Consider the following 19,660-nt stretch of genomic DNA (forward strand, 5'->3'; position numbering starts at 1 on the left):
GACCCCGTCCTGATGACGGGGCTACTATATGGCATCGATGCCGGTTTCGCCGGTACGGATGCGAATGACCTCTTCGATGTTGGAGACGAAAATCTTTCCGTCCCCAATGCGTCCGGTCTGGGCGGCATTGCGGATGGCCTCGATCACGGCCTCCGCATTTTCATCCGCCAGCACGACTTCGACTTTGACCTTCGGCAGGAAATCGACGACGTATTCCGCGCCACGATAAAGTTCCGTGTGGCCCTTCTGGCGACCGAAGCCTTTCGCTTCCGTGACGGTAATCCCCTGCAAGCCGACTTCCTGAAGGGCCTCCTTCACTTCATCGAGCTTGAAAGGCTTAATGATCGCTTCGATCTTTTTCATGAGAAAATATCTCTCCGCTTCTCCCGTTAAAGCAGGCTCCAGCCCGCTCCGCCTCGTTTATGCACATAGTGTGCCAGACCGAATGCGCATTCGACAAAAATTTGCGCCACTGCTGCCCGTTCCTCCTGTTTGTCGCCTGAATTTGAGGAAAAAACCAGCCGTCTTTGCCTATTTTTTGTTTAAATCGCTTCGATTTCCCAAGGAGTTAGAGCATAGCCGTCCAGATGAGGCAGCAAAAGCGTACCCCGGCCAGAACACAAAATAGGCAAATGCATAAAATATCGTCAAAATTATCGCCGGCTTCGATGTTGCGTTCTGCCGGATTTCGTTCCAGAGATGAAAAATGAGCGTTTCGATCGAGCATTTTCTCCTGACGCCAGCCGAGATGGGCGCCTGCGATTCCGCGGCGGAAGCCTCCGGCATCGATTCCTTCGGCCTGATGGAACGGGCAGGACAGGCGGTGGCCGCTTCGGCGCTGCGGCATTCCCCCGAAGCCTGTCGGTTCGTCGTGCTGTGCGGGCCGGGCAACAATGGCGGCGACGGTTATGTTGCCGCGCGCGCCCTGATGGAAAGCGGTGCCGAGGTCGCGGTCTTTCACCTCGGGGATCCGGCCAGTTTGAAGGGCGACGCAGCCAAGGCGAGGACATCATGCCCGGCCGCCTCGGCTTCCATCGAGGACTACCGGCCGCGGCGGGGCGACGTCGTCGTCGATGCGCTGTTCGGTGCCGGGCTGTCGCGCCCGGTTCCGCCTGTCGTAGCGGATGTCATTAAACGGGTCACAGCGGCCGGCATCGCCGTCGTGGCCGTCGACCTGCCTAGCGGCGTGTGCGGCCTGCGCGGCTTGCCGCTCGGAGCGGCTTTCCAGGCAAAGAAGACCGTCACCTTCATGACGGCGAAACCCGGCCATCGCCTGATGCCGGGGCGCAGCCTGTGCGGCGACGTGGAAATCTTCGACATCGGCATGCCGCACCGCATCGTCGAGGGGCATGCCGGCGTATTGCGGGAGAACGCGCCGGAGATCTGGAACGATCATCTACCGGAAACCGGTGTTGACGCCCACAAGTTCAGGCGCGGCCACCTGGTGGTCTTTTCGGGCGGGCCGACAACGACCGGCGCGGCGCGGCTTTCCAGCCGGGCCGGCTTCCGCATCGGCGCCGGGCTGGTGACCCTGGCGTCGCCTGCCGAGGCGCTTGCCCTCAACGCCGGGGCGCTGACATCCGTCATGCTGCGGGAGGTGGACGATAGCGCCGCGCTGACGGCATGGATCGAAGACGCCCGCCTGTCCGCCTTCGTGCTCGGACCGGGTTTTGGCATCGGCGAAAAGGCACGGCGTTTTGTCGCCGCATTGTGCGAAAGGCCGCTGGTGCTCGACGCCGACGGCATCAGTTCCTTCCGCGAAACGCCGGAGGCATTGTTCTCGCTGTTTGCCGATGGAAAAACCCGGCTGGTGCTGACGCCGCACGAGGGCGAATTTGCCCGGCTGTTTCCCGACATCGCCGCCGATGAGACCCTCGGCAAGACTGAAAAGGCGGCGCGCGCTGCCGCCCGCGCCCATGCCGTCGTCGTCTACAAGGGCGCGGATACGGTGATCGCCGCGCCCGACGGGCGCGCCGCGATCAACACCAATGCGCCGCAGTGGCTCGCCACCGCCGGCTCGGGCGACGTTCTCGCCGGCATGATCGGCGGCCTGCTGGCACAAGGCATGCCGGCCTACGAGGCCGCCTGCGCCGCCGTCTACCGCCATGGCGAGGCCGGCGCCCGCCTCGGCGAGGGCCTGACCTCAGAAGACCTTGCCGAGGCTGTCAGACGCACCTGAGACGCCTTCGACAGCAACGAAGGATCTCGACGCTTCGAGCATGTGGATAACGATGTTAAGCGAAAACAAGCAGATACAACGGCTTCCCATGCCACAGAAAAGCGAAAACACTATGCGTCCAGCTTTGAATGCGACCACTTGTTGATAAACCGTCATTCCCTCGATGACGCAGGAGGCGTTTGCAAGCGGCCTGAAGGCTACGCGTCCACCTGTCTTTGCAGCGCAATTGCCCCATGCGGCGCGTTCACTTTGCCTTCGTGGATCATGAAGGCGAAGACGTCGCGCGGTTTGGTTTCCACCTTACGGCCCTGGTCCACCAGGGGCAGGTCGTCCGGCACCTTGCCTTCAGCCCAGCGCGACAGCCGTGCGGCCCAATCCTTCATATCCTTCTCCGGATAGCAGGTCGGAATATCGTCCGAGCCCTTCTGGAGGCGCGCATAGATGAAATCGGCGGTCACGTCGGCCACCATCGGATAATCGAAATGCTCGGCGCACACCGGCGCAACGCCGTATTTGGCGAGCAGCGCCACGAATTCCGGCACCTTGAAGGAATCGTGTCGGACCTCAACCACATGCCGCAACGGCAAGCCGTCCTGCTTTTCCGGCAGAAGTTTCAGAAAAGCCTCGAAATCCTCGGGATCGAACTTTTTCGTCGGCGCGAATTGCCAGAGCAGGGGACCAAGATGATGCCCGAGTTCGCTGATGCCCGACGAGAGGAATTTCCCCATCGATTCGCCGGCTTCCGCCAGCACGCGGCGATTGGTGACGAAACGTGTCGCCTTGAGCGAGAAGATGAAGTCATCCGGAACATCGGCCGCCCACTTGGCGAAGGTCTCCGGCTTCTGCGTGGCATAATAGGTGCCGTTGACCTCGATGACCTTCAACTGGCGGCTGGCATAATTCAGTTCGTCCTTCTGCTTGAGATCGGCGGGAAAAAAATGTCCGCGCCATGGCTCGAACGTCCAGCCGCCGATGCCGACGCGGATCGTACCCGATTTGCTCATTCGTTCCTCCACGCTGGCGAGGTTCACCCCGCATCGATTGTCTTTGCCATGTCGACAATGGTCCACCCTGGCCGATAGGGGTTGGGCCGTCGACCCGTTTCATGAAAACCGAAGGCCAGATAAAGCGCGATATTCCGCTCCATCCTCGCATTCGTGTAGAGGCGCAGTTCCGGCACCGACCATTCCCGCGCCCTGGCTTCAAGCCAGTTCAAGATCGCCAGTCCCTGTCCCGTCCGCTGGAAATCCGGCGAGACCGCGATGCTGAAAAGCATGGCGTGATCCGAATGGCGCTCGACGACTGCAAGTCCGGCCACCGCGTCGTCCACTTGCCGCAACCAGACTTCGCCGCGCTCTACGCGCGGTCCATAATCCTCCGTCACCGGGATAGGCGGGTAGCCGAAAGCATCGGTGTAGGGCTGGTAGGCCGCCGCCTTCAGCGCCACGACCAACGGCACATCCGCAGCCGTTGCGAGCCGCATCGTCATTCCGCCGCCACCGCCTTCTTTGCTGGTCGCCGCTCCAGCAGCTCCTTGAGGAACTGGCCCGTATAGGAGCGCTCTTCACGTACGATCTGCTCCGGCGTGCCGACGGCGACGATCTCGCCGCCGCCATCGCCACCCTCGGGACCAAAATCGAGGATCCAGTCGGCCGTCTTGATGACCTCGAGATTGTGCTCGATGACCACGACGGAATTGCCCTGGTTGACCAGTTCCTGCAGCATTTCCAACAATTTGGCGACGTCATGGAAATGCAGGCCGGTCGTCGGCTCGTCGAGGATATAGAGCGTACGGCCGGTGGAGCGTTTGGACAGTTCCTTGGCGAGCTTGACGCGCTGCGCCTCGCCGCCCGACAGGGTGTTCGCCTGCTGGCCGACCTTGATGTAGCCAAGGCCGACATCCTTCAGCGACTGCAACTTGTCGCGCACCGCCGGCACGGCGGCGAAGAAATCGACGCCTTCTTCCACCGTCATGTCGAGAACATCGGCGATCGACTTGCTCTTGAAGGTGACGTCCAGCGTCTCGCGATTGTAACGCTTGCCATGGCAGACGTCGCAGGTGACGTAGACATCCGGCAGGAAGTGCATCTCGATCTTGATCACCCCGTCGCCCTGGCAGGCCTCGCAACGCCCCCCCTTGACGTTGAAGGAGAACCGGCCCGGCTGATAACCGCGGGCCTTGGCTTCCGGCAGGCCGGCGAACCAGTCGCGGATCGGCGTGAAGGCGCCGGTATAGGTTGCTGGGTTGGAGCGCGGTGTGCGGCCGATCGGCGACTGGTCGATGTCGATCACCTTGTCGATATGCTCGAAACCGTCGATCCGGTCGTGGTCCGCCGGATTTTCGCGCGCGCCCATGACGCGCCGCGCCGCCGACTTGTAGAGCGTCTCGATCAGGAAGGTCGACTTGCCGCCGCCGGAAACGCCGGTGACTGCCGTGAAGACGCCGAGCGGAATGGCGGCCGTGACATTCTTCAGGTTGTTACCACGGGCGCCGACGACCTTGATTTCCTTGCCCTTCTTCGGCTTGCGTCGCTCGGCCGGAACCGGCACGCCCAATTCGCCGGACAGATATTTGCCGGTCAGCGATTTCGGATTGGCCATGACCTGCTGTGGCGTGCCTTCGGCCACCACCTGTCCGCCATGCACGCCGGCGGCCGGGCCGATATCGACCACATAATCGGCCGTCAGGATGGCGTCCTCATCATGCTCGACGACGATCACGGTGTTGCCGATGTCGCGCAGGTGCTTCAGCGTATCGAGCAGCCGGGCATTGTCGCGCTGGTGCAGGCCGATCGACGGTTCGTCCAGCACGTAAAGCACGCCCGTCAGGCCGGAGCCGATCTGCGAGGCAAGCCGGATGCGCTGGCTCTCGCCGCCAGACAGCGTGCCGGAATTGCGCGACAGGCTGAGATAATCGAGGCCGACATCGTTGAGGAAGCGCAGGCGCTCGCGGATTTCCTTGAGGATGCGCACGGCGATCTCGTTCTGCTTCGCCGTCAGTTTGTCCGGCAGGATCTCGAACCAGTCGCGCGCCACCCGGATCGACATGTCGGTGACTTCGCCGATATGTAGGCGGTTGATCTTGACGGCCAGCGCTTCCGGTTTCAGGCGGTAGCCGTTGCAGGCCGGGCAGGGGGCCGCCGACATGTAACGCTCGATTTCTTCACGCGCCCAGGCGGAATCGGTCTCCTTCCAGCGGCGCTCGAGATTGGGAACGATACCCTCGAAGGTCTTTGTCGTCGTGTAGGAACGCGCGCCATCGGCATAGAGAAATTCCACCTTCTCCTCGGTGCCGTGCAGGATCGCCGCCTGCGCCGAAATCGACAGATCCGACCAGCGATCATTGAGCTTGAAACCAAAGGCTTTCCCCAGCGCTTCCAGCGTCTGGTTGTAATAGGGCGAGGTCGACTTGGCCCAGGGGGCCACCGCGCCATCCTTCAGCCTCTTGTCGTGCTCCGGCACGATCAATGCCTCGTCGATCTTCTGCAACGAGCCGAGGCCGTCACAGGACGGGCATGCGCCAAACGGGTTGTTGAACGAAAACAGCCGCGGCTCGATTTCCGGAATGGTGAAACCGGAGACCGGGCAGGCGAATTTTTCCGAAAACAGCACCCGTTCATGCGTCTCGTTCAGCGACTTGTTGGCCGAACCGCCGGCCGCCGTCTCTTCCACCGGCAGAGGTTTGTCGGCGAATTCCGCGACCGCCAGGCCATCGGCCAGCCTCAGGCTGGTCTCCAGGCTGTCCGCGAGGCGTGCAGCGATGTCGGACCGCACCACGAGGCGGTCGACGACGACGTCGATGTCGTGCTTGTATTTCTTGTCCAGCGTCGGGGCATCGGCGATCTCGTAGAACTGGCCGTCGATCTTGACGCGCTGGAACCCCTTCTTCATCAGTTCGGCGAGTTCTTTCTTGTACTCGCCCTTGCGGCCGCGGATCATCGGCGCCAGGATATAAAGACGCGCGCCCTCCTCGAAAGCGAGGATGCGGTCGACCATCTGGCTGACCGTCTGGCTTTCGATCGGCAGACCCGTTGCAGGCGAATAGGGAACGCCGACACGCGCAAACAACAGGCGCATGTAGTCGTAGATTTCCGTCACCGTGCCGACCGTCGAGCGCGGATTGCGCGAGGTGGTCTTCTGCTCGATGGAAATCGCCGGCGACAGGCCGTCGATCCGGTCGACATCCGGCTTCTGCATCATCTCCAGGAACTGCCGGGCATAGGCCGACAGGCTCTCGACGTAGCGCCGCTGGCCTTCCGCATAGATGGTATCGAAGGCGAGCGACGATTTTCCCGATCCGGAAAGACCCGTCATGACGATCAGCGAATTGCGGGGCAAGTCGAGATCGATGCTCTTGAGATTGTGTTCGCGGGCACCGCGAATGGAAAGCGATTTCAGTTCACTCATGGGGTCACTCGTATCCGGGGACAAGACCGGCGCTATCCGGTAAAGGCAGTCCTTATGTAGTCATGCCGTCGCGCGTGTCGAGGCGAAATCTGCGATTCTATTGACACGATTATAGAGATTTACTAGAACAAATAAAGAACAAAATTGCCTGTGGATTATCAAACAGGGTGAACCATCGAGGCGTTTCGATGGTTTAAGATATACGGATCAATTTTTCTCGTGAGATGCCGCAGGCAGTGCGGCAGGCAGGGTGAAGCGTATGGCTGGCAGCGTCAACAAGGTAATTCTGATTGGAAACGTGGGTGCCGACCCCGAAATCCGCCGCACGCAGGACGGCCGGCCGATCGCCAACCTGCGCATCGCAACCTCGGATACCTGGCGGGATCGAAACTCCGGGGAGCGGCGTGAAAAGACGGAATGGCATACGGTCGTCGTCTTCAACGAAGGGCTGTGCAAGGTCGTCGAGCAATATGTCAAGAAGGGCGCCAAGCTTTATATCGAAGGCGCCTTGCAGACGCGCAAGTGGCAGGATCGCGACGGTCAGGACCGCTATTCGACGGAAGTGGTGCTGCAGGGCTTCAATTCGACCCTGACCATGCTGGACGGACGCGGCGAAGGCGGCGGCGACCGCAGCTTCAGCGGCAGCAGCGGACGCCCGTCCGGCGACTTCGGCGGTGACTACGGTGGCGACGACTACGGCCAGTCGTCTTCCTCGTCGCGTGGCGCACCGGCCCGGGGCAGCTCTTCGTCCTCCTCCGGCGGCAATTTTTCGCGCGATCTCGACGACGACATCCCGTTCTGATCGACTGCTGTCCGTCGGCGGCTATCAGATCCCGAAGGCGGAACGGATGCCGTCGACGACGAATTGCGCGGCAAGGGCTGCAAGAACGACCCCAAGCAGCCGGGTGAGGATCGCCCGGCCGGTGACGCCCAGGAAACGATCGATGCGCTCGGCGATGATCAGCGTGGCGAACAGCAAGAGCGTGCAGAAGGCGATGATCAGGATCAGTTGAAACCGGTCGATTGCGCTCGGCATCGAGCCGGCGAGCAGGATCGTCGCCGAGATGGCGCCGGGGCCGGCAATCAGCGGCAAGGCCAGCGGAAACACGGCGATGTTGTGGATGTGGTCCTTGGTGATCGCCGCCTCCGAGGTCTTTTCCTTGCGCTCCTGCCGCTTCTCGAACACCATCTCGAAGGCGATCCAGAACAGAAGCAAGCCGCCGGCGATGCGGAACGCGCCGATCGAGATGCCGAGAATGCCGAGCACGCTAGCGCCGAACAGCGCGAAGACGGCAAGGATGCAGAAGGCGATCAGCGTGCCGCGGAACGCCACCTGGCGGCGCTGCTCGCGGCTCATGCCGACGGTGAGGCCGAGAAAGATCGGCGCGAGCCCCGGCGGATCCAGCGTCACCAGCAGCGTCGTCAAGGCGTTGATCAGCACGTCCATGGCAGCGGCACCCCTCTTTTTGTTCCCCTGGCGCGATTGTGCCGCCTGCGGCCGGCAAGGTCAAAGCCCTGCGACACGATTTTCGCGCTCCGGCGACGATCCGGGGCAGGGCGGCAAATGCCTGTCGCGCTGCTTGTGGCGGGCGCTGTGGTCGGCGGCGCCCCAGACCACGGTAAAATCCGCCAATTGCCTTGTTTTGGCCGCTGAAATCTGTTCACAACCGCCTGGAAAATTGGCGCCACGAGCCGGTTTCCGCTATAAAACCCCATCTGATTCCGAAACAAGATCGTGATTCAATTTGACTGAACAAACACCCCCGGGTGGCGGCAAATATCCGCCAGGCATCGAACCTATTTCCATTATGGAGGAAATGCAGCGGTCGTATCTCGATTACGCCATGAGCGTCATCGTCAGCCGCGCGCTTCCTGATGTCCGCGACGGGCTGAAGCCCGTGCATCGGCGCATCCTGTACGGCATGTCCGAACTGGGCATCGACTGGAACAAGAAATACGTCAAATGTGCGCGCGTCACTGGCGACGTGATGGGTAAATACCATCCGCACGGCAATGCGGCGATCTACGATGCGCTGGCGCGCATGGCGCAGGACTGGTCGCTCCGCCTGCCGTTGATCGACGGCCAGGGCAATTTCGGCTCGGTCGACGGCGACCCGCCGGCGGCCGAACGCTACACCGAGTGCCGCTTGCAGAAGTCGGCGCACGCGCTTTTGGACGATCTCGACAAGGAAACCGTCGATTTCCGCGACAACTACGACGGCACGCTGAACGAACCGGCAGTCCTGCCGGCGAAATTCCCCAACCTGCTGGTCAACGGCGCCGGCGGCATCGCCGTCGGCATGGCGACCAACATTCCGCCGCACAACCTGTCGGAAGTCATCAACGCCTGCATCGCGCTGATCGAAAATCCGGCGATGGAGCTGCCGGAACTGATGCAGATCATTCCCGGCCCGGATTTCCCGACCGGCGCGCTGATCCTCGGCCGCTCCGGCATCCGCTCGGCCTATGAGACCGGCCGCGGTTCGGTGATCATGCGTGGCGTCGCCCGCATCGAGCCGATGCGCGGCGACCGCGAGCAGATCATCATCTCCGAAATTCCCTACCAGGTGAACAAGGCGACGATGATCGAGAAGATGGCCGAACTGGTGCGCGAAAAGCGCATCGAGGGCATTTCCGACCTGCGCGACGAATCCGACCGCCAGGGATACCGCGTCGTCGTCGAGCTGAAGCGCGACGCCAATGCCGAGGTCATCCTCAACCAGCTCTATCGCTACACGCCGCTGCAGACCTCCTTCGGCTGCAACATGGTGGCGCTCAACGGCGGCAAGCCGGAACAGCTGACGCTGCTGGACATGCTGCGCGCTTTCGTTTCCTTCCGTGAAGAGGTCATTAGCCGGCGAACGAAATACCTGCTGCGCAAGGCGCGCGAGCGGGCGCACGTCTTGGTCGGCCTGGCGATTGCGGTGGCCAACATCGACGAAGTCATCCGCGTCATCCGCGAAGCGCCGGATCCGCAGACGGCACGCGAAACCCTCATGGAACGCCGCTGGCCGGCCGTCGAGGTCGAATCGCTGATCCGCCTGATCGACGACCCGCGCCATCGCATCAATGACGACCTCACCTACAATCTCTCAGAGGAACAGGCACGCGCCATCCTCGAGCTTCGTCTTGCCCGCCTGACGGCGCTCGGCCGCGACGAAATCGGCGACGAACTCAACAAGATCGGCGAGGAAATCAAGGAATATCTCGACATCCTGTCGTCGCGCCTGCGCATCCAGAGCATCGTCAAGGACGAACTCGGCGCCATCCGCGACGAGTTCGGCACGCCGCGCCGCACCGAGATCATCGACGGCGGCCTCGAAATGGAAGACGAGGACCTGATCGCCCGTGAGGACATGGTGGTCACGGTTTCGCACCTCGGCTACATCAAGCGCGTGCCGCTCGCCACCTACCGGGCGCAGCGCCGCGGCGGCAAGGGCCGGTCGGGCATGGCCACGCGTGACGAGGATTTCGTTACCCGGCTATTCGTTGCCAATACGCACACGCCGGTTCTGTTCTTCTCGTCCCGCGGTATCGTCTACAAGGAGAAGGTCTGGCGCCTGCCGATCGGCACGCCGCAATCGCGCGGCAAGGCGCTGATCAACATGCTGCCGCTGGAGCCCGGCGAACGCATCACCACCATCATGCCGCTGCCGGAGGACGAGGACAGCTGGGACAACCTCGACGTGATGTTCTCGACGACGCGCGGCACCGTGCGCCGCAACAAGCTGTCGGATTTCGTCCAGGTCAACCGCAACGGCAAGATCGCCATGAAGCTGGAGGAGGACGGCGACGAAATCCTCTCGGTGGAAACCTGCACAGGTCCCAACCTCGATCTCGGCCTTCCCGGCGACGACGTGCTGCTGACGACGGCGCTTGGCCAGTGCATCCGCTTCCCGGTGGACGACGTGCGCGTCTTTGCCGGCCGCAATTCGGTCGGCGTGCGCGGCATCACGCTCGGCAGCGGCGACCGCATCATCTCGATGACCATTGTCGGCCATGTCGAAGCGGAACCTTGGGAGCGCGCCGCCTATCTGAAGCGGTCTGCGGCCGAGCGTCGTGCCAGCGGCGTCGATGAGGACGATATCGCCCTCGTCGGCGAGGAGGTCTCGGAAGAGGGCCAGCTTTCCGATGAACGCTACGAATACCTGAAGGAGCGCGAACAGTTCGTGCTCACGGTTTCGGAAAAGGGTTTTGGCAAGCGGTCTTCTTCTTACGATTTCCGTACCTCGGGCCGTGGCGGCAAGGGCATTCGTGCCACCGACACGTCGAAGACCGGCGAGATCGGCGAGCTGGTCGCAGCCTTCCCGATCCTCGACGCCGACCAGATCATGCTCGTCTCCGATGGCGGCCAGCTGATCCGCGTACCGGTCGGCGGTATCCGCATCGCCAGCCGCGCCACCAAGGGCGTGACGATCTTCTCCACCGCCAAGGATGAGAAGGTGGTTTCGGTCGAGCGCATCAGCGAGCCGGAGAGCGATGAAGACAATGGATCGGACATCGAGGCCGACGGCAACGGCGGCGAAGCCGGCACCACGGCCGAATAAGCGACCTGTATTGATCCATCATGAACAGGACGGGCGGCACGAGCCGCCCGTTTTGCGTTTATGGCGGCCCTGTCAGGGCAAAGAAAAAACCGGACGGGAGGAGCCATCCGGTTTTTTGCAGAAGCGGCGGGAGGAGGTGCCGCTTTGATAAAGGGATGTGCGTCAGAAGGCGCGGTGAGCCCGCGTCAGTTCCTTCATGTCTTCGCTTTCGCGCCTGAGTTCGGAGAGGGCCGATACCACGGACGCGACGAACATCGAGCTGATCAGAGCGGCGAGTACGGTCAAAGTCAGAAACATGGATCTTTCCTTTCCTTGGTGGCCGGCGATCTCTATCGCCTTTCTTGTCGTCAATATTGACTGAGCTTGTATGAACGCGCTGTTACTTCGGTGACGCCGGTTTTAGCGACCGCGGTGCCGTTTTCGCCGTAGAGCGAGACGGTTGCCGTCAGCATGGCGCCGACCATGCACATCCAGACCAGGCTGATCATCGAAATCTTGTCGAACATGATTTTGTTTCTCTTCAGATTTTTTTGCATATCTGCTTTCCGGTAACTAAATGCGCAGGGTTAAATTTTGTTCCAGGGTCCTGGTGAGACTACCTTAACCAAAATTCGTCTTAAGCCTCTTTGAATGGCTCGTTCATCTGGCGTTCAGCTTTCTGGAGCCGCATCGGCTTACGTTGGGGGCGGGGTCCGGCAATTCCGGCGGCCAGATGGCGCCATGAAGCCGGTGTGCGCCACTCGACGCTGCAGGCCCGGTCGAAGCGGTGAAAGGCCCATTCGAGCACCAGCGATGCGGCCACCGTGGCGAGGGTCAACAACACAAGCATCGTCTTTTCGTCCCGTTTTCTTTGAGGCGCCCCGCCTCATCCCTGGCGCAATCCAACCATTTTCAGGCTGAAACAGGCTTGAATGGCGCATTCATCGGCCGTTCACCTGCAAGGCGCCGGGCCGGGGCAGGGGGAAAGCCGCAAAAGGCTTGCAGCGCCGGCTCTTCCGTGACAAAAGGCCTCGAAACCGAAAGCCGGCCGATCATGATCACAGCGTTTTATCCCGGGTCCTTCGATCCGATGACCAACGGACATCTGGACATCCTCGTGCAGGCGCTGGCGCTGACGCCGCGGGTCATCGTCGCCATCGGTGTTCATCCGGGCAAGACGCCGCTGTTTTCTTTCGAAGAGCGCGCCGATCTCATTCGCCGGTCGATCGCCGACGTGTTGCCGGAAAAGGCGGATGGCGTTTCGGTCGTCTCCTTTGGCAATCTCGTCGTCGATGCGGCGCGCGAACACGGCGCCAGCCTGCTGATCCGCGGCCTGCGCGACGGCACCGATCTCGATTACGAAATGCAGATGGCGGGGATGAACCGGCGCATGGCGCCGGATGTCCAGACCGTCTTCCTGCCGGCGGAACCGGCCTCGCGGCCCATTACCGCCACATTGGTGCGCCAGATCGCAGCCATGGGCGGGGATGTCAGCGGTTTTGTTCCTGCTACGGTTTTCCGGGCGCTCAAGGCCCGTTTTGTGTCTTGAGCCTTAGCCATACGAATGGAGCTCACATGAAATATTTTACTCTCGCCTTTGCGGCGGTTCTCTATGTCGCCTCCTTCGCCGGCGAGGTCATCGCCCAGCAGGCGCAGCATTTGCTGACCATCCAGCTCAAGGACGGCCCCGTCGTCATCGAGCTTGACCCGAAGAACGCTCCGAAGCACGTCGCCCAGATCGAGGCGCTGGCCAAGAACGGCGACTATGACAACGTCGCCTTCCACCGCGTCATCGACGGTTTCATGGCCCAGACCGGCGACGTCCAGTACGGCGACATGAACGACGGCTTCGACGCATCCGCTGCCGGCACCGGCGGTTCGAAGCTCCCCGATATCCCCGCCGAATTTTCCGACGTGCCCTTCAAGCGCGGCACCGTCGGCATGGCGCGCGCCCAGGACCCGAATTCCGCCAATTCGCAGTTCTTCATCATGTTCGCCGACGGCGATTTCCTCAACGGCCAGTACACGGTCGTCGGCAAGGTCGTTTCGGGCATGGAAAACGTCGACAATATCAAGCGTGGCGAAGGCCAGAACGGCGAAGTCAGCGATCCCGACCGGATGATCAAGGTCACCGTCGGCAAATAAACAGCGCGCCAGCGCAGCCATAAAGGAGAAAGACATGGCCGAGATCAAGGATCCCGAAAACACCCTCATCCTCGAAACCACCAAGGGCAAGGTCGTCATCCAGCTTCTGCCGGAAGTGGCGCCGGAGCATGTCGCCCGCATCAAGGAACTGGCCCGCGAAAAGGCCTATGACGGCGTGGTGTTCCACCGCGTCATCGAGGATTTCATGGCCCAGACCGGCGACGTGGAATATGGCAAGCAGGGTTCGGAAACCTTCAACCCGGGCCGGGCCGGCATGGGCGGTTCTTCCAAGCCGGACCTGAAGGCGGAATTCTCCGCAACCTCGCATACGCGCGGCACCTGCTCGATGGCCCGCTCGCAGAACCCGAACTCGGCCAACTCGCAGTTCTTCATCTGCTTCACCGACGCCCCCTGGCTGAACAAGCAATATTCGGTCTGGGGCCAGGTCATCGAAGGCATGGACAATGTCGACAAGATCAAGCGCGGCGAGCCGGTGCGCGATCCCGACTCGATCGTTTCCGCACGGGTTGCCGCCGACGCCGCAGCCTGATCTTTCTCGCCATCGCAAAACCGCCCTGCCTGTCCGGGGCGGTTTTTGCTTTTTCTCGTAGACTACGTTCTTCTAGGGATTCGCTGTCATGGCTGGAATTTTATGGGCGTTGTTCGGCATTGCCGCGGGCGCCTGCATCGCGTTTCAGGCACCGATCAATGCACAGCTCGGACGCGGCCTTGGCCTTCCCGTCGCCGCGGCGATGATCTCGTTCCTGGCCGGCGCCATCGTGCTCGGCATTATCACCGTCGTCTTCACCCGCGTCGAGGGAACGGTGCTGGATTGGCGTGCGCCGGCGCCCTGGCTGTATGTCGCCGGCGGCTGCCTCGGCGGTTTCTATGTAACCGCCGCCGTACTGCTGACGCCACGCATCGGCGCGACGGAGCTGATGGCCTTCGCCATCGCCGGCCAGCTCTGCGCCGGCCTCGTCATCGACCGATTCGGGCTGCTCGACGTTGCCGTGCGCGAAATCAGCGTCGGGCGGCTGGCGGGGGCGATGCTGCTTTGCGTCGGCGTCCTGATGATCCGGATGTTCTGAGCCATGCGCGTCGATCTCTTCGATTTCGATCTTCCGGAAGACAACATCGCGCTCAGGCCGGCCGAGCCGCGCGAAAGCGCCCGGTTGCTCGTCGTCCGGCCGGATGCAGAACCGATGCTTGCCGATCACCACGTCGGCGACCTGCCGTCCTTCCTGCGCCCGGGCGATGCGCTGGTGTTCAACGACACCAAGGTCATCCCGGCGCAGTTGGAGGGGATCCGCAGGCGCGAGGGCGCCGGCGGCCAACAGGTTTCGGCAACGCTTCACATGCGCGTGGCGCCCGACCGCTGGAAGGCTTTCGCCAAGCCCGGCAAGCGCATCAAGGTCGGAGACCGCATCAGCTTCGGCCACAACGGCGACGTTTGCCTGCTCGGCACGCTCGATGCCGCCGTCGAGGAGAAGGGCGAAGGCGGCGAAGTTACGCTGCTTTTCGATCTCTCCGGCCCGGCGCTCGACGAGGCCATCGCCATCGCCGGCCATATTCCGCTGCCGCCCTACATCGCCGCCAAGCGTCCGGACGACGACCAGGACCGGCGCGACTACCAGACCATTTATGCCCGGGAGGAGGGCGCCGTCGCGGCCCCCACCGCCGGGCTGCATTTTACCCCGAGCCTGTTCGAAACACTCGACAAGGCCGGCATCGAACGGCATTTCGTCACCCTGCATGTCGGTGCCGGCACCTTCCTGCCGGTCAAGGCAGACGATACGGCCGACCACAAGATGCACCAGGAGATCGGCACGGTCGATGCCGCGACGGCTGCTAGACTCAATGCGGTGAAGGCAAGCGGCGGGCGAATCGTCTGCGTCGGCACAACCTCGCTGCGGTTGATCGAAAGTGCGGCCGCGGATGACGGCACCATACGGCCGTGGTCCGGCGCCACCGGCATCTTCATCACCCCCGGCTACCGTTTTAAGGCGGTGGACGTGCTGATGACCAATTTCCACCTGCCGCGCTCGACGCTGTTCATGCTGGTCTCGGCCTTCAGCGGCCTGGAGACCATGCGGGCGGCCTATGCGCATGCCATCGAAACCGGCTATCGTTTTTATTCTTATGGCGATGCCAGCCTGCTTTTCCGGAAAGACTGATGAGCGAAACCTTTCAATTCAACCTGAAGAAGGTCGAAGGCAGCGCCCGCCTCGGCGAGATCACCATGCCGCGCGGCACGATCCGCACGCCGGCCTTCATGCCGGTCGGCACGGTCGGCACCGTCAAGGCGATGTATCTCGATCAGGTGCGCGACAGCGGCGCCGACATCATCCTCGGCAACACCTACCACCTGATGCTGCGGCCCGGTCCCGAACGGGTCGCCCGCCTCGGCGGCCTCCACGAGCTGATCCGCTGGCCGCATCCGATCCTTACCGACAGCGGCGGCTTCCAGGTCATGTCGCTCTCCAGCCTGCGCAAGCTAGACGAGCAGGGCGTCACCTTCAAGAGCCACGTCGACGGCTCGACGCACCATATGTCGCCGGAACGTTCGATCGAGATCCAGGGCCTGCTCGACTCGGACATCCAGATGCAGCTCGATGAATGCGTGGCGTTGCCGGCCGAACCGAAGGACATCGAGCGCGCCATGGAAATGTCGCTGCGCTGGGCCGAACGCTGCCGCGTCGCCTTCGGCGAGCAGCCGGGCAAAGCGATGTTCGGTATCGTCCAGGGCGGCGACGTGCAGGCCCTGCGCGTCCGCTCTGCCGAAGGCCTGAAGCAACTCGACCTCAAGGGGTATGCCGTCGGCGGCTTGGCGGTCGGCGAGCCGCAGCCTGTGATGCTCGACATGCTCGACATCACCCTGCCGGTGCTGCCGACGGAAAAGCCGCGTTACCTGATGGGCGTCGGCACGCCGGACGATATCCTGAAATCGGTGGCCCGCGGCATCGACATGTTCGACTGCGTCATGCCGACCCGCTCCGGCCGCCACGGGCTGGCCTTCACGCGCCGCGGCAAGGTCAACATCCGCAACGCCCGCCACGCCGAGGACAGCCGTCCGCTCGACGAGGAATCGACCTGCCCGGCAGCGCGCGACTATTCCCGCGCCTACCTGCACCATCTCGTCCGTTCCAACGAGGCGTTGGGCGGCATGCTGCTGTCGTGGAACAACCTGCATTATTACCAGGAATTGATGCAGGGGATCCGCAAGTCCATCGCCGAAGGACGTTTCCGCGATTTTTACGCCGAAACGCTGGAAAACTGGGCGCAGGGCGACATTCCCCCGCGCTGAGGCAAGACCGTCAGATACCGGTGCTCTGCGTCGTGCGGAGCATCTGCACCCCGTTGATCTTGTAGCTGCCATCGGGCTGGCGCTGCAGCTGGTAGAGCGCCGAATAATCCTTGCCTTCGGTACCGGTGATCAAGAGTTCCTGGATCACCGTCTCGCCGCCATTGATGCTTTTCGAGCGGCCGAAGGCATAATTGCCGGGGCGATAGACCGGCGTGTAGCTTTTCCGCACCATGTCGAAGAAACGATCCTTATCCGGAAAGATCGATTTGATCGTCGGCGACGCATATGAATAAGCGGCATCGGCATCGTTCTTCAGAAAGGCGGCGATCTGGCGCTCGATGATCGATTGCCCCGCCACCACGGGGTCTTCGGCAAGGGCAGCGGGCGGCACGGCAAGAAGAAGGGCACTGACGGCAAGGACTTGCGAAAGGCGCATGGTGATTCTCCTTCGACGAAGGAAGAATATTAGGACGGAATGCTTGTTTGGAAAGCGGCGCCTTCCTTTTGCCTGCTTTGCAACACGAACGCGGAACCAAATCCCGTCCTGCCAGTTCCCTTGGTCATCTAGGATGAATTGGAGAACATCATGTCTCGGTCCATGCCCGCGACGTCAGTCGCGGCAGCGGGTTTCCTGTTGACCGCTGCCTTCCCCGCCTCGGCTGCGCTCGAAAGCGACGTCGGTTTCTCACCACTGCCGGAAGTGCAGGTTTCTTACAACGACGTCACCAATACCGTGCAGAAACGGGCCGGTTGCAACGAAGTCAAGGCAACGATTCTCGTTGATGAAAACGGACGCATGGTGGCGCTGCTCTACACCACCGATCCGGAAGCGGCCTGCTAGAGTCTGGAACATTTGCCCTCTCCCCGGGTTCGGATGGGCAGTTCGAAAAAGGAGAACGACGATGCCCAGAGGCGACAAATCGAAATACACCGAGAAGCAGGAACGCAAGGCCGACCATATTGCCGAAGGTTACGAGGACCGCGGCGTTTCGGCCAAGGAGGCTGAACGTCGCGCCTGGGCGACGGTCAACAAGGACAGCGGCGGCGGCAACAAGTCCGGCTCCGGCCGCGGCCATCCCGATACCAACGCCTCGGCAAAGAAGGGTGGCAAGAAAGGCGGCGAAGCGTCTGCCAACCGGTCGCCAGCAGAACGCTCCGCCTCGGCGAAAAAAGCGGCTGCGACCCGCAAGCGCAACGAACAGCATGCAAGCCACTGACGGTTCCAAAGCATCGATGCGGACGCGCGATACGGATTCGCGCGTTTTGGCATCCGGCATTGCCTATCAGGAGCCCCACTCGCATACCTCCTCGCTGAAACGCATGCGTGACGAGGCGCAAGCGTGTGAACGTTGCGAGCTCTATCGTCATGCAACACACGTCGTCTTCGGCGAGGGAACAAAGGCAGCCTCCATCGTTCTTGTCGGTGAACAACCGGGAGACAAGGAAGATCTGGCAGCCCGCCCTTTTGTCGGCCCGGCCGGCCGACTGCTCAATGAATGCCTGTCCGAGGCAGGCATCGACCGGGCCGACTGTTACGTCACCAACGCAGTCAAACACTTCAAGTTCGAGCAACGTGGCAAGCGGCGCCTGCATTCAAAGCCGAATGCAGGAGAGGTACGCGCCTGTGCCTGGTGGCTCGGCGGCGAACTCGATATCGTCAAGCCGAAGCTTGTCGTGGCGCTTGGAGCGACGGCGCTTCTTGCCCTGCTCGGTCGATCGGTCGGTCTGATGAAGCAGCGCGGAAAGTTGCTGGAGACGCCGGCGGGGCATCCGGTTCTGGTAACCATACACCCTTCATTCCTTCTGCGTCTTCGTGCGCAGGGCGATATCGAAGCCGAACGCCGGCTCTTCGTCCAGGACCTCACGAAGGCAGTTCCGTTTCTGAAGCAGACATCCGCGCAGCACTGAACGTACGGCACGCATCCTCCATCATACCTTCGAGACCGCATCGTCTTTGCCACTTTACCACGGTTGAGACGGCGCGGTATAGGAGGGCAACCTGGGAGGACCTATCCGATGACGAAAGTGCGTGCGCTTGTTCTCGAACGCCAGCATGAACTGGCCCTGCGTGACATCGACCTGCCGATGGCGACCGGCCGCGACGAGGTGAAGATCAAGATCCACACCGTCGGCGTCTGTGGTTCGGATGTGCATTATTATACGCACGGCAAGATCGGCCCGTTCGTCGTCAACGAGCCGATGGTGCTCGGTCACGAGGCTGCGGGTACGGTCGTCGAGGTCGGGGCAGGGGTTGCCCACCTGAAAGTCGGAGACCGCGTCTGCATGGAACCCGGTATTCCCGATCCGAATTCGAAGGCGAGCCGCCTCGGCATGTACAATGTCGATCCGGCCGTGGTCTTCTGGGCGACGCCGCCGGTCCATGGCGTGTTGACACCCTATGTCGTCCATCCCGCCAACTATACCTACAAGCTCCCCGACAATGTCAGCTTTGCCGAAGGCGCCATGGTCGAACCTTTCGCGGTCGGCATGCAGGCGGCGACCAAGGCGAAAATCGTTCCTGGCGATACCGCCGTCGTTCTCGGCGCCGGCCCGATCGGCACCATGGTGGCGATTGCAGCCCTTGCCGGCGGCTGCGCCCGCGCCATCGTCGCTGATCTGGCCCAGCCGAAGCTCGATATCGCCGCGCTCTATCAGGGCGTGATCCCGGTCAACATCCGGGAAAAGAACCTCGTGGAAGAGGTCAAGGCGCTGACGGACGGATGGGGCGCCGACGTAATCTTCGAATGCTCCGGTTCGCCGAAAGCCTGGGAGACGATCATGGACCTGCCGCGCCCGGGCGGCGTCATCGTCGCAGTCGGCCTGCCGGTCAATCCGGTTGCCTTCGACGTCTCGACGGCATCCACCAAGGAGTTGCGCATCGAATCGGTGTTCCGCTACGCCCACCAGTACGAGCGCTCCATCGCGCTGCTGGGCTCCGGTCGCGTCGATCTCAAGCCGCTGATTTCCGATACGTTCGGTTTCGAGGACGCGATCAAGGCCTTCGACCGCGCCGTGGAAGCGCGGCCCAGCGACGTCAAGCTACAGATCGTCATGGAATAAACATCGCGGCCCACCCCTTGCCGCAGCAAACGCGGTAAG

At 62.2% G+C, this 19,660-nt stretch carries 22 protein-coding genes; 13 read left to right on the forward strand and 9 right to left on the reverse strand.

The window, feature by feature from the left end:
* Positions 1-24: 24 nt before the first annotated feature.
* The gene (locus DEM27_RS08490; RefSeq protein WP_018324798.1) at positions 25-363 is read right to left on the reverse strand and encodes a P-II family nitrogen regulator; all 339 of its coding nucleotides are present in this window, start codon (positions 361-363) and stop codon (positions 25-27) included.
* Between the two features lie 343 nt (positions 364-706).
* On the opposite strand from DEM27_RS08490, the gene DEM27_RS08495 reads away from it, so the two are divergent.
* Positions 707-2,179, forward strand: a complete 1,473-nt coding sequence (locus tag DEM27_RS08495; RefSeq protein WP_109457800.1) for an NAD(P)H-hydrate dehydratase — start codon at positions 707-709, stop codon at positions 2,177-2,179.
* A gap of 197 nt (positions 2,180-2,376) precedes the next feature.
* Here the strand turns inward: DEM27_RS08495 and DEM27_RS08500 are convergent, their stop codons facing one another.
* The 3 genes from DEM27_RS08500 to uvrA are packed head-to-tail and all read right to left on the reverse strand — an operon-like array spanning position 2,377 to position 6,586.
* Positions 2,377-3,183, reverse strand: coding sequence for a DUF72 domain-containing protein (locus DEM27_RS08500; protein WP_109457801.1), 807 nt, complete (start codon positions 3,181-3,183; stop codon positions 2,377-2,379).
* Positions 3,184-3,206: 23 nt separating this feature from the next.
* Positions 3,207-3,668: a GNAT family N-acetyltransferase gene (locus tag DEM27_RS08505; protein WP_109457802.1), complete on the reverse strand. Its 462-nt coding sequence runs from the start codon at positions 3,666-3,668 to the stop codon at positions 3,207-3,209.
* The gene (gene uvrA, locus DEM27_RS08510; protein WP_109457803.1) at positions 3,665-6,586 is read right to left on the reverse strand and encodes an excinuclease ABC subunit UvrA; all 2,922 of its coding nucleotides are present in this window, start codon (positions 6,584-6,586) and stop codon (positions 3,665-3,667) included. Before uvrA ends, DEM27_RS08505 begins: the two co-directional genes overlap by 4 nt.
* Before the next feature lie 259 nt (positions 6,587-6,845).
* On the opposite strand from uvrA, the gene DEM27_RS08515 reads away from it, so the two are divergent.
* On the forward strand, positions 6,846-7,388 hold the full coding sequence (locus DEM27_RS08515; protein WP_109457804.1) for a single-stranded DNA-binding protein: 543 nt from the start codon (positions 6,846-6,848) through the stop codon (positions 7,386-7,388).
* Positions 7,389-7,412: 24 nt separating this feature from the next.
* Here DEM27_RS08515 and DEM27_RS08520 read toward each other — a convergent pair whose 3' ends face one another.
* Entirely contained in the window at positions 7,413-8,033 is a 621-nt protein-coding gene (locus DEM27_RS08520) for a MarC family protein (protein ID WP_109457805.1), read from the reverse strand.
* A gap of 298 nt (positions 8,034-8,331) precedes the next feature.
* On the opposite strand from DEM27_RS08520, the gene gyrA reads away from it, so the two are divergent.
* Entirely contained in the window at positions 8,332-11,133 is a 2,802-nt protein-coding gene (gyrA, locus tag DEM27_RS08525) for a DNA gyrase subunit A (RefSeq protein ID WP_109457806.1), read from the forward strand.
* A 162-nt stretch (positions 11,134-11,295) separates the two neighbouring features.
* Here the strand turns inward: gyrA and DEM27_RS34955 are convergent, their stop codons facing one another.
* The 3 genes from DEM27_RS34955 to DEM27_RS08535 all read right to left on the reverse strand — a co-directional run bounded on the left by DEM27_RS34955 (position 11,296) and on the right by DEM27_RS08535 (position 11,962).
* Positions 11,296-11,430: a hypothetical protein gene (locus DEM27_RS34955; RefSeq protein ID WP_280954510.1), complete on the reverse strand. Its 135-nt coding sequence runs from the start codon at positions 11,428-11,430 to the stop codon at positions 11,296-11,298.
* A 50-nt stretch (positions 11,431-11,480) separates the two neighbouring features.
* Complete coding sequence (locus DEM27_RS33915; RefSeq protein WP_165823375.1) at positions 11,481-11,639, reverse strand: hypothetical protein; 159 nt, start codon at positions 11,637-11,639, stop codon at positions 11,481-11,483.
* 110 nt (positions 11,640-11,749) lie between these two features.
* Positions 11,750-11,962, reverse strand: coding sequence for a hypothetical protein (locus DEM27_RS08535; RefSeq protein WP_109457808.1), 213 nt, complete (start codon positions 11,960-11,962; stop codon positions 11,750-11,752).
* A 204-nt stretch (positions 11,963-12,166) separates the two neighbouring features.
* On the opposite strand from DEM27_RS08535, the gene coaD reads away from it, so the two are divergent.
* From coaD to tgt, 6 genes are all read left to right on the forward strand, one after another.
* On the forward strand, positions 12,167-12,661 hold the full coding sequence (gene coaD, locus DEM27_RS08540) for a pantetheine-phosphate adenylyltransferase (protein WP_109458187.1): 495 nt from the start codon (positions 12,167-12,169) through the stop codon (positions 12,659-12,661).
* Between the two features lie 26 nt (positions 12,662-12,687).
* Positions 12,688-13,257, forward strand: a complete 570-nt coding sequence (locus DEM27_RS08545; RefSeq protein ID WP_109457809.1) for a peptidylprolyl isomerase — start codon at positions 12,688-12,690, stop codon at positions 13,255-13,257.
* Between the two features lie 34 nt (positions 13,258-13,291).
* The gene (locus tag DEM27_RS08550) at positions 13,292-13,807 is read left to right on the forward strand and encodes a peptidylprolyl isomerase (protein ID WP_109457810.1); all 516 of its coding nucleotides are present in this window, start codon (positions 13,292-13,294) and stop codon (positions 13,805-13,807) included.
* 88 nt (positions 13,808-13,895) lie between these two features.
* Positions 13,896-14,345 carry a DMT family transporter gene (locus tag DEM27_RS08555; RefSeq protein ID WP_109457811.1) on the forward strand — a complete coding sequence of 150 codons (450 nt, stop codon included), beginning with the start codon at positions 13,896-13,898 and terminating at the stop codon, positions 14,343-14,345.
* 3 nt (positions 14,346-14,348) lie between these two features.
* The gene (queA, locus tag DEM27_RS08560) at positions 14,349-15,431 is read left to right on the forward strand and encodes a tRNA preQ1(34) S-adenosylmethionine ribosyltransferase-isomerase QueA (protein ID WP_109457812.1); all 1,083 of its coding nucleotides are present in this window, start codon (positions 14,349-14,351) and stop codon (positions 15,429-15,431) included.
* Positions 15,431-16,561, forward strand: coding sequence for a tRNA guanosine(34) transglycosylase Tgt (gene tgt, locus DEM27_RS08565; protein ID WP_109457813.1), 1,131 nt, complete (start codon positions 15,431-15,433; stop codon positions 16,559-16,561). The genes queA and tgt overlap by 1 nt, the downstream gene beginning before the upstream one ends.
* 10 nt (positions 16,562-16,571) lie before the next feature.
* On the opposite strand, the gene DEM27_RS08570 is transcribed toward tgt, so the two are convergent.
* Positions 16,572-16,997, reverse strand: coding sequence for a DUF4864 domain-containing protein (locus DEM27_RS08570; RefSeq protein ID WP_109457814.1), 426 nt, complete (start codon positions 16,995-16,997; stop codon positions 16,572-16,574).
* Between the two features lie 150 nt (positions 16,998-17,147).
* Between DEM27_RS08570 and DEM27_RS08575 the strand changes: the two genes are divergently transcribed.
* The 4 genes from DEM27_RS08575 to DEM27_RS08590 all read left to right on the forward strand — a co-directional run bounded on the left by DEM27_RS08575 (position 17,148) and on the right by DEM27_RS08590 (position 19,621).
* The gene (locus DEM27_RS08575; protein ID WP_128755469.1) at positions 17,148-17,402 is read left to right on the forward strand and encodes a hypothetical protein; all 255 of its coding nucleotides are present in this window, start codon (positions 17,148-17,150) and stop codon (positions 17,400-17,402) included.
* A gap of 61 nt (positions 17,403-17,463) precedes the next feature.
* Positions 17,464-17,778, forward strand: coding sequence for a plasmid stabilization protein (locus DEM27_RS08580; RefSeq protein ID WP_109457816.1), 315 nt, complete (start codon positions 17,464-17,466; stop codon positions 17,776-17,778).
* On the forward strand, positions 17,765-18,469 hold the full coding sequence (locus tag DEM27_RS08585; RefSeq protein WP_420028807.1) for a UdgX family uracil-DNA binding protein: 705 nt from the start codon (positions 17,765-17,767) through the stop codon (positions 18,467-18,469). The genes DEM27_RS08580 and DEM27_RS08585 overlap by 14 nt, the downstream gene beginning before the upstream one ends.
* 108 nt (positions 18,470-18,577) lie before the next feature.
* Positions 18,578-19,621: an NAD(P)-dependent alcohol dehydrogenase gene (locus DEM27_RS08590; RefSeq protein WP_109457817.1), complete on the forward strand. Its 1,044-nt coding sequence runs from the start codon at positions 18,578-18,580 to the stop codon at positions 19,619-19,621.
* Positions 19,622-19,660 lie beyond the last annotated feature (39 nt).

The organism is Rhizobium album, from assembly GCF_003122325.1.
In the GTDB taxonomy this organism is placed as follows: Bacteria; Pseudomonadota; Alphaproteobacteria; order Rhizobiales; family Rhizobiaceae; genus Metarhizobium; species Metarhizobium album.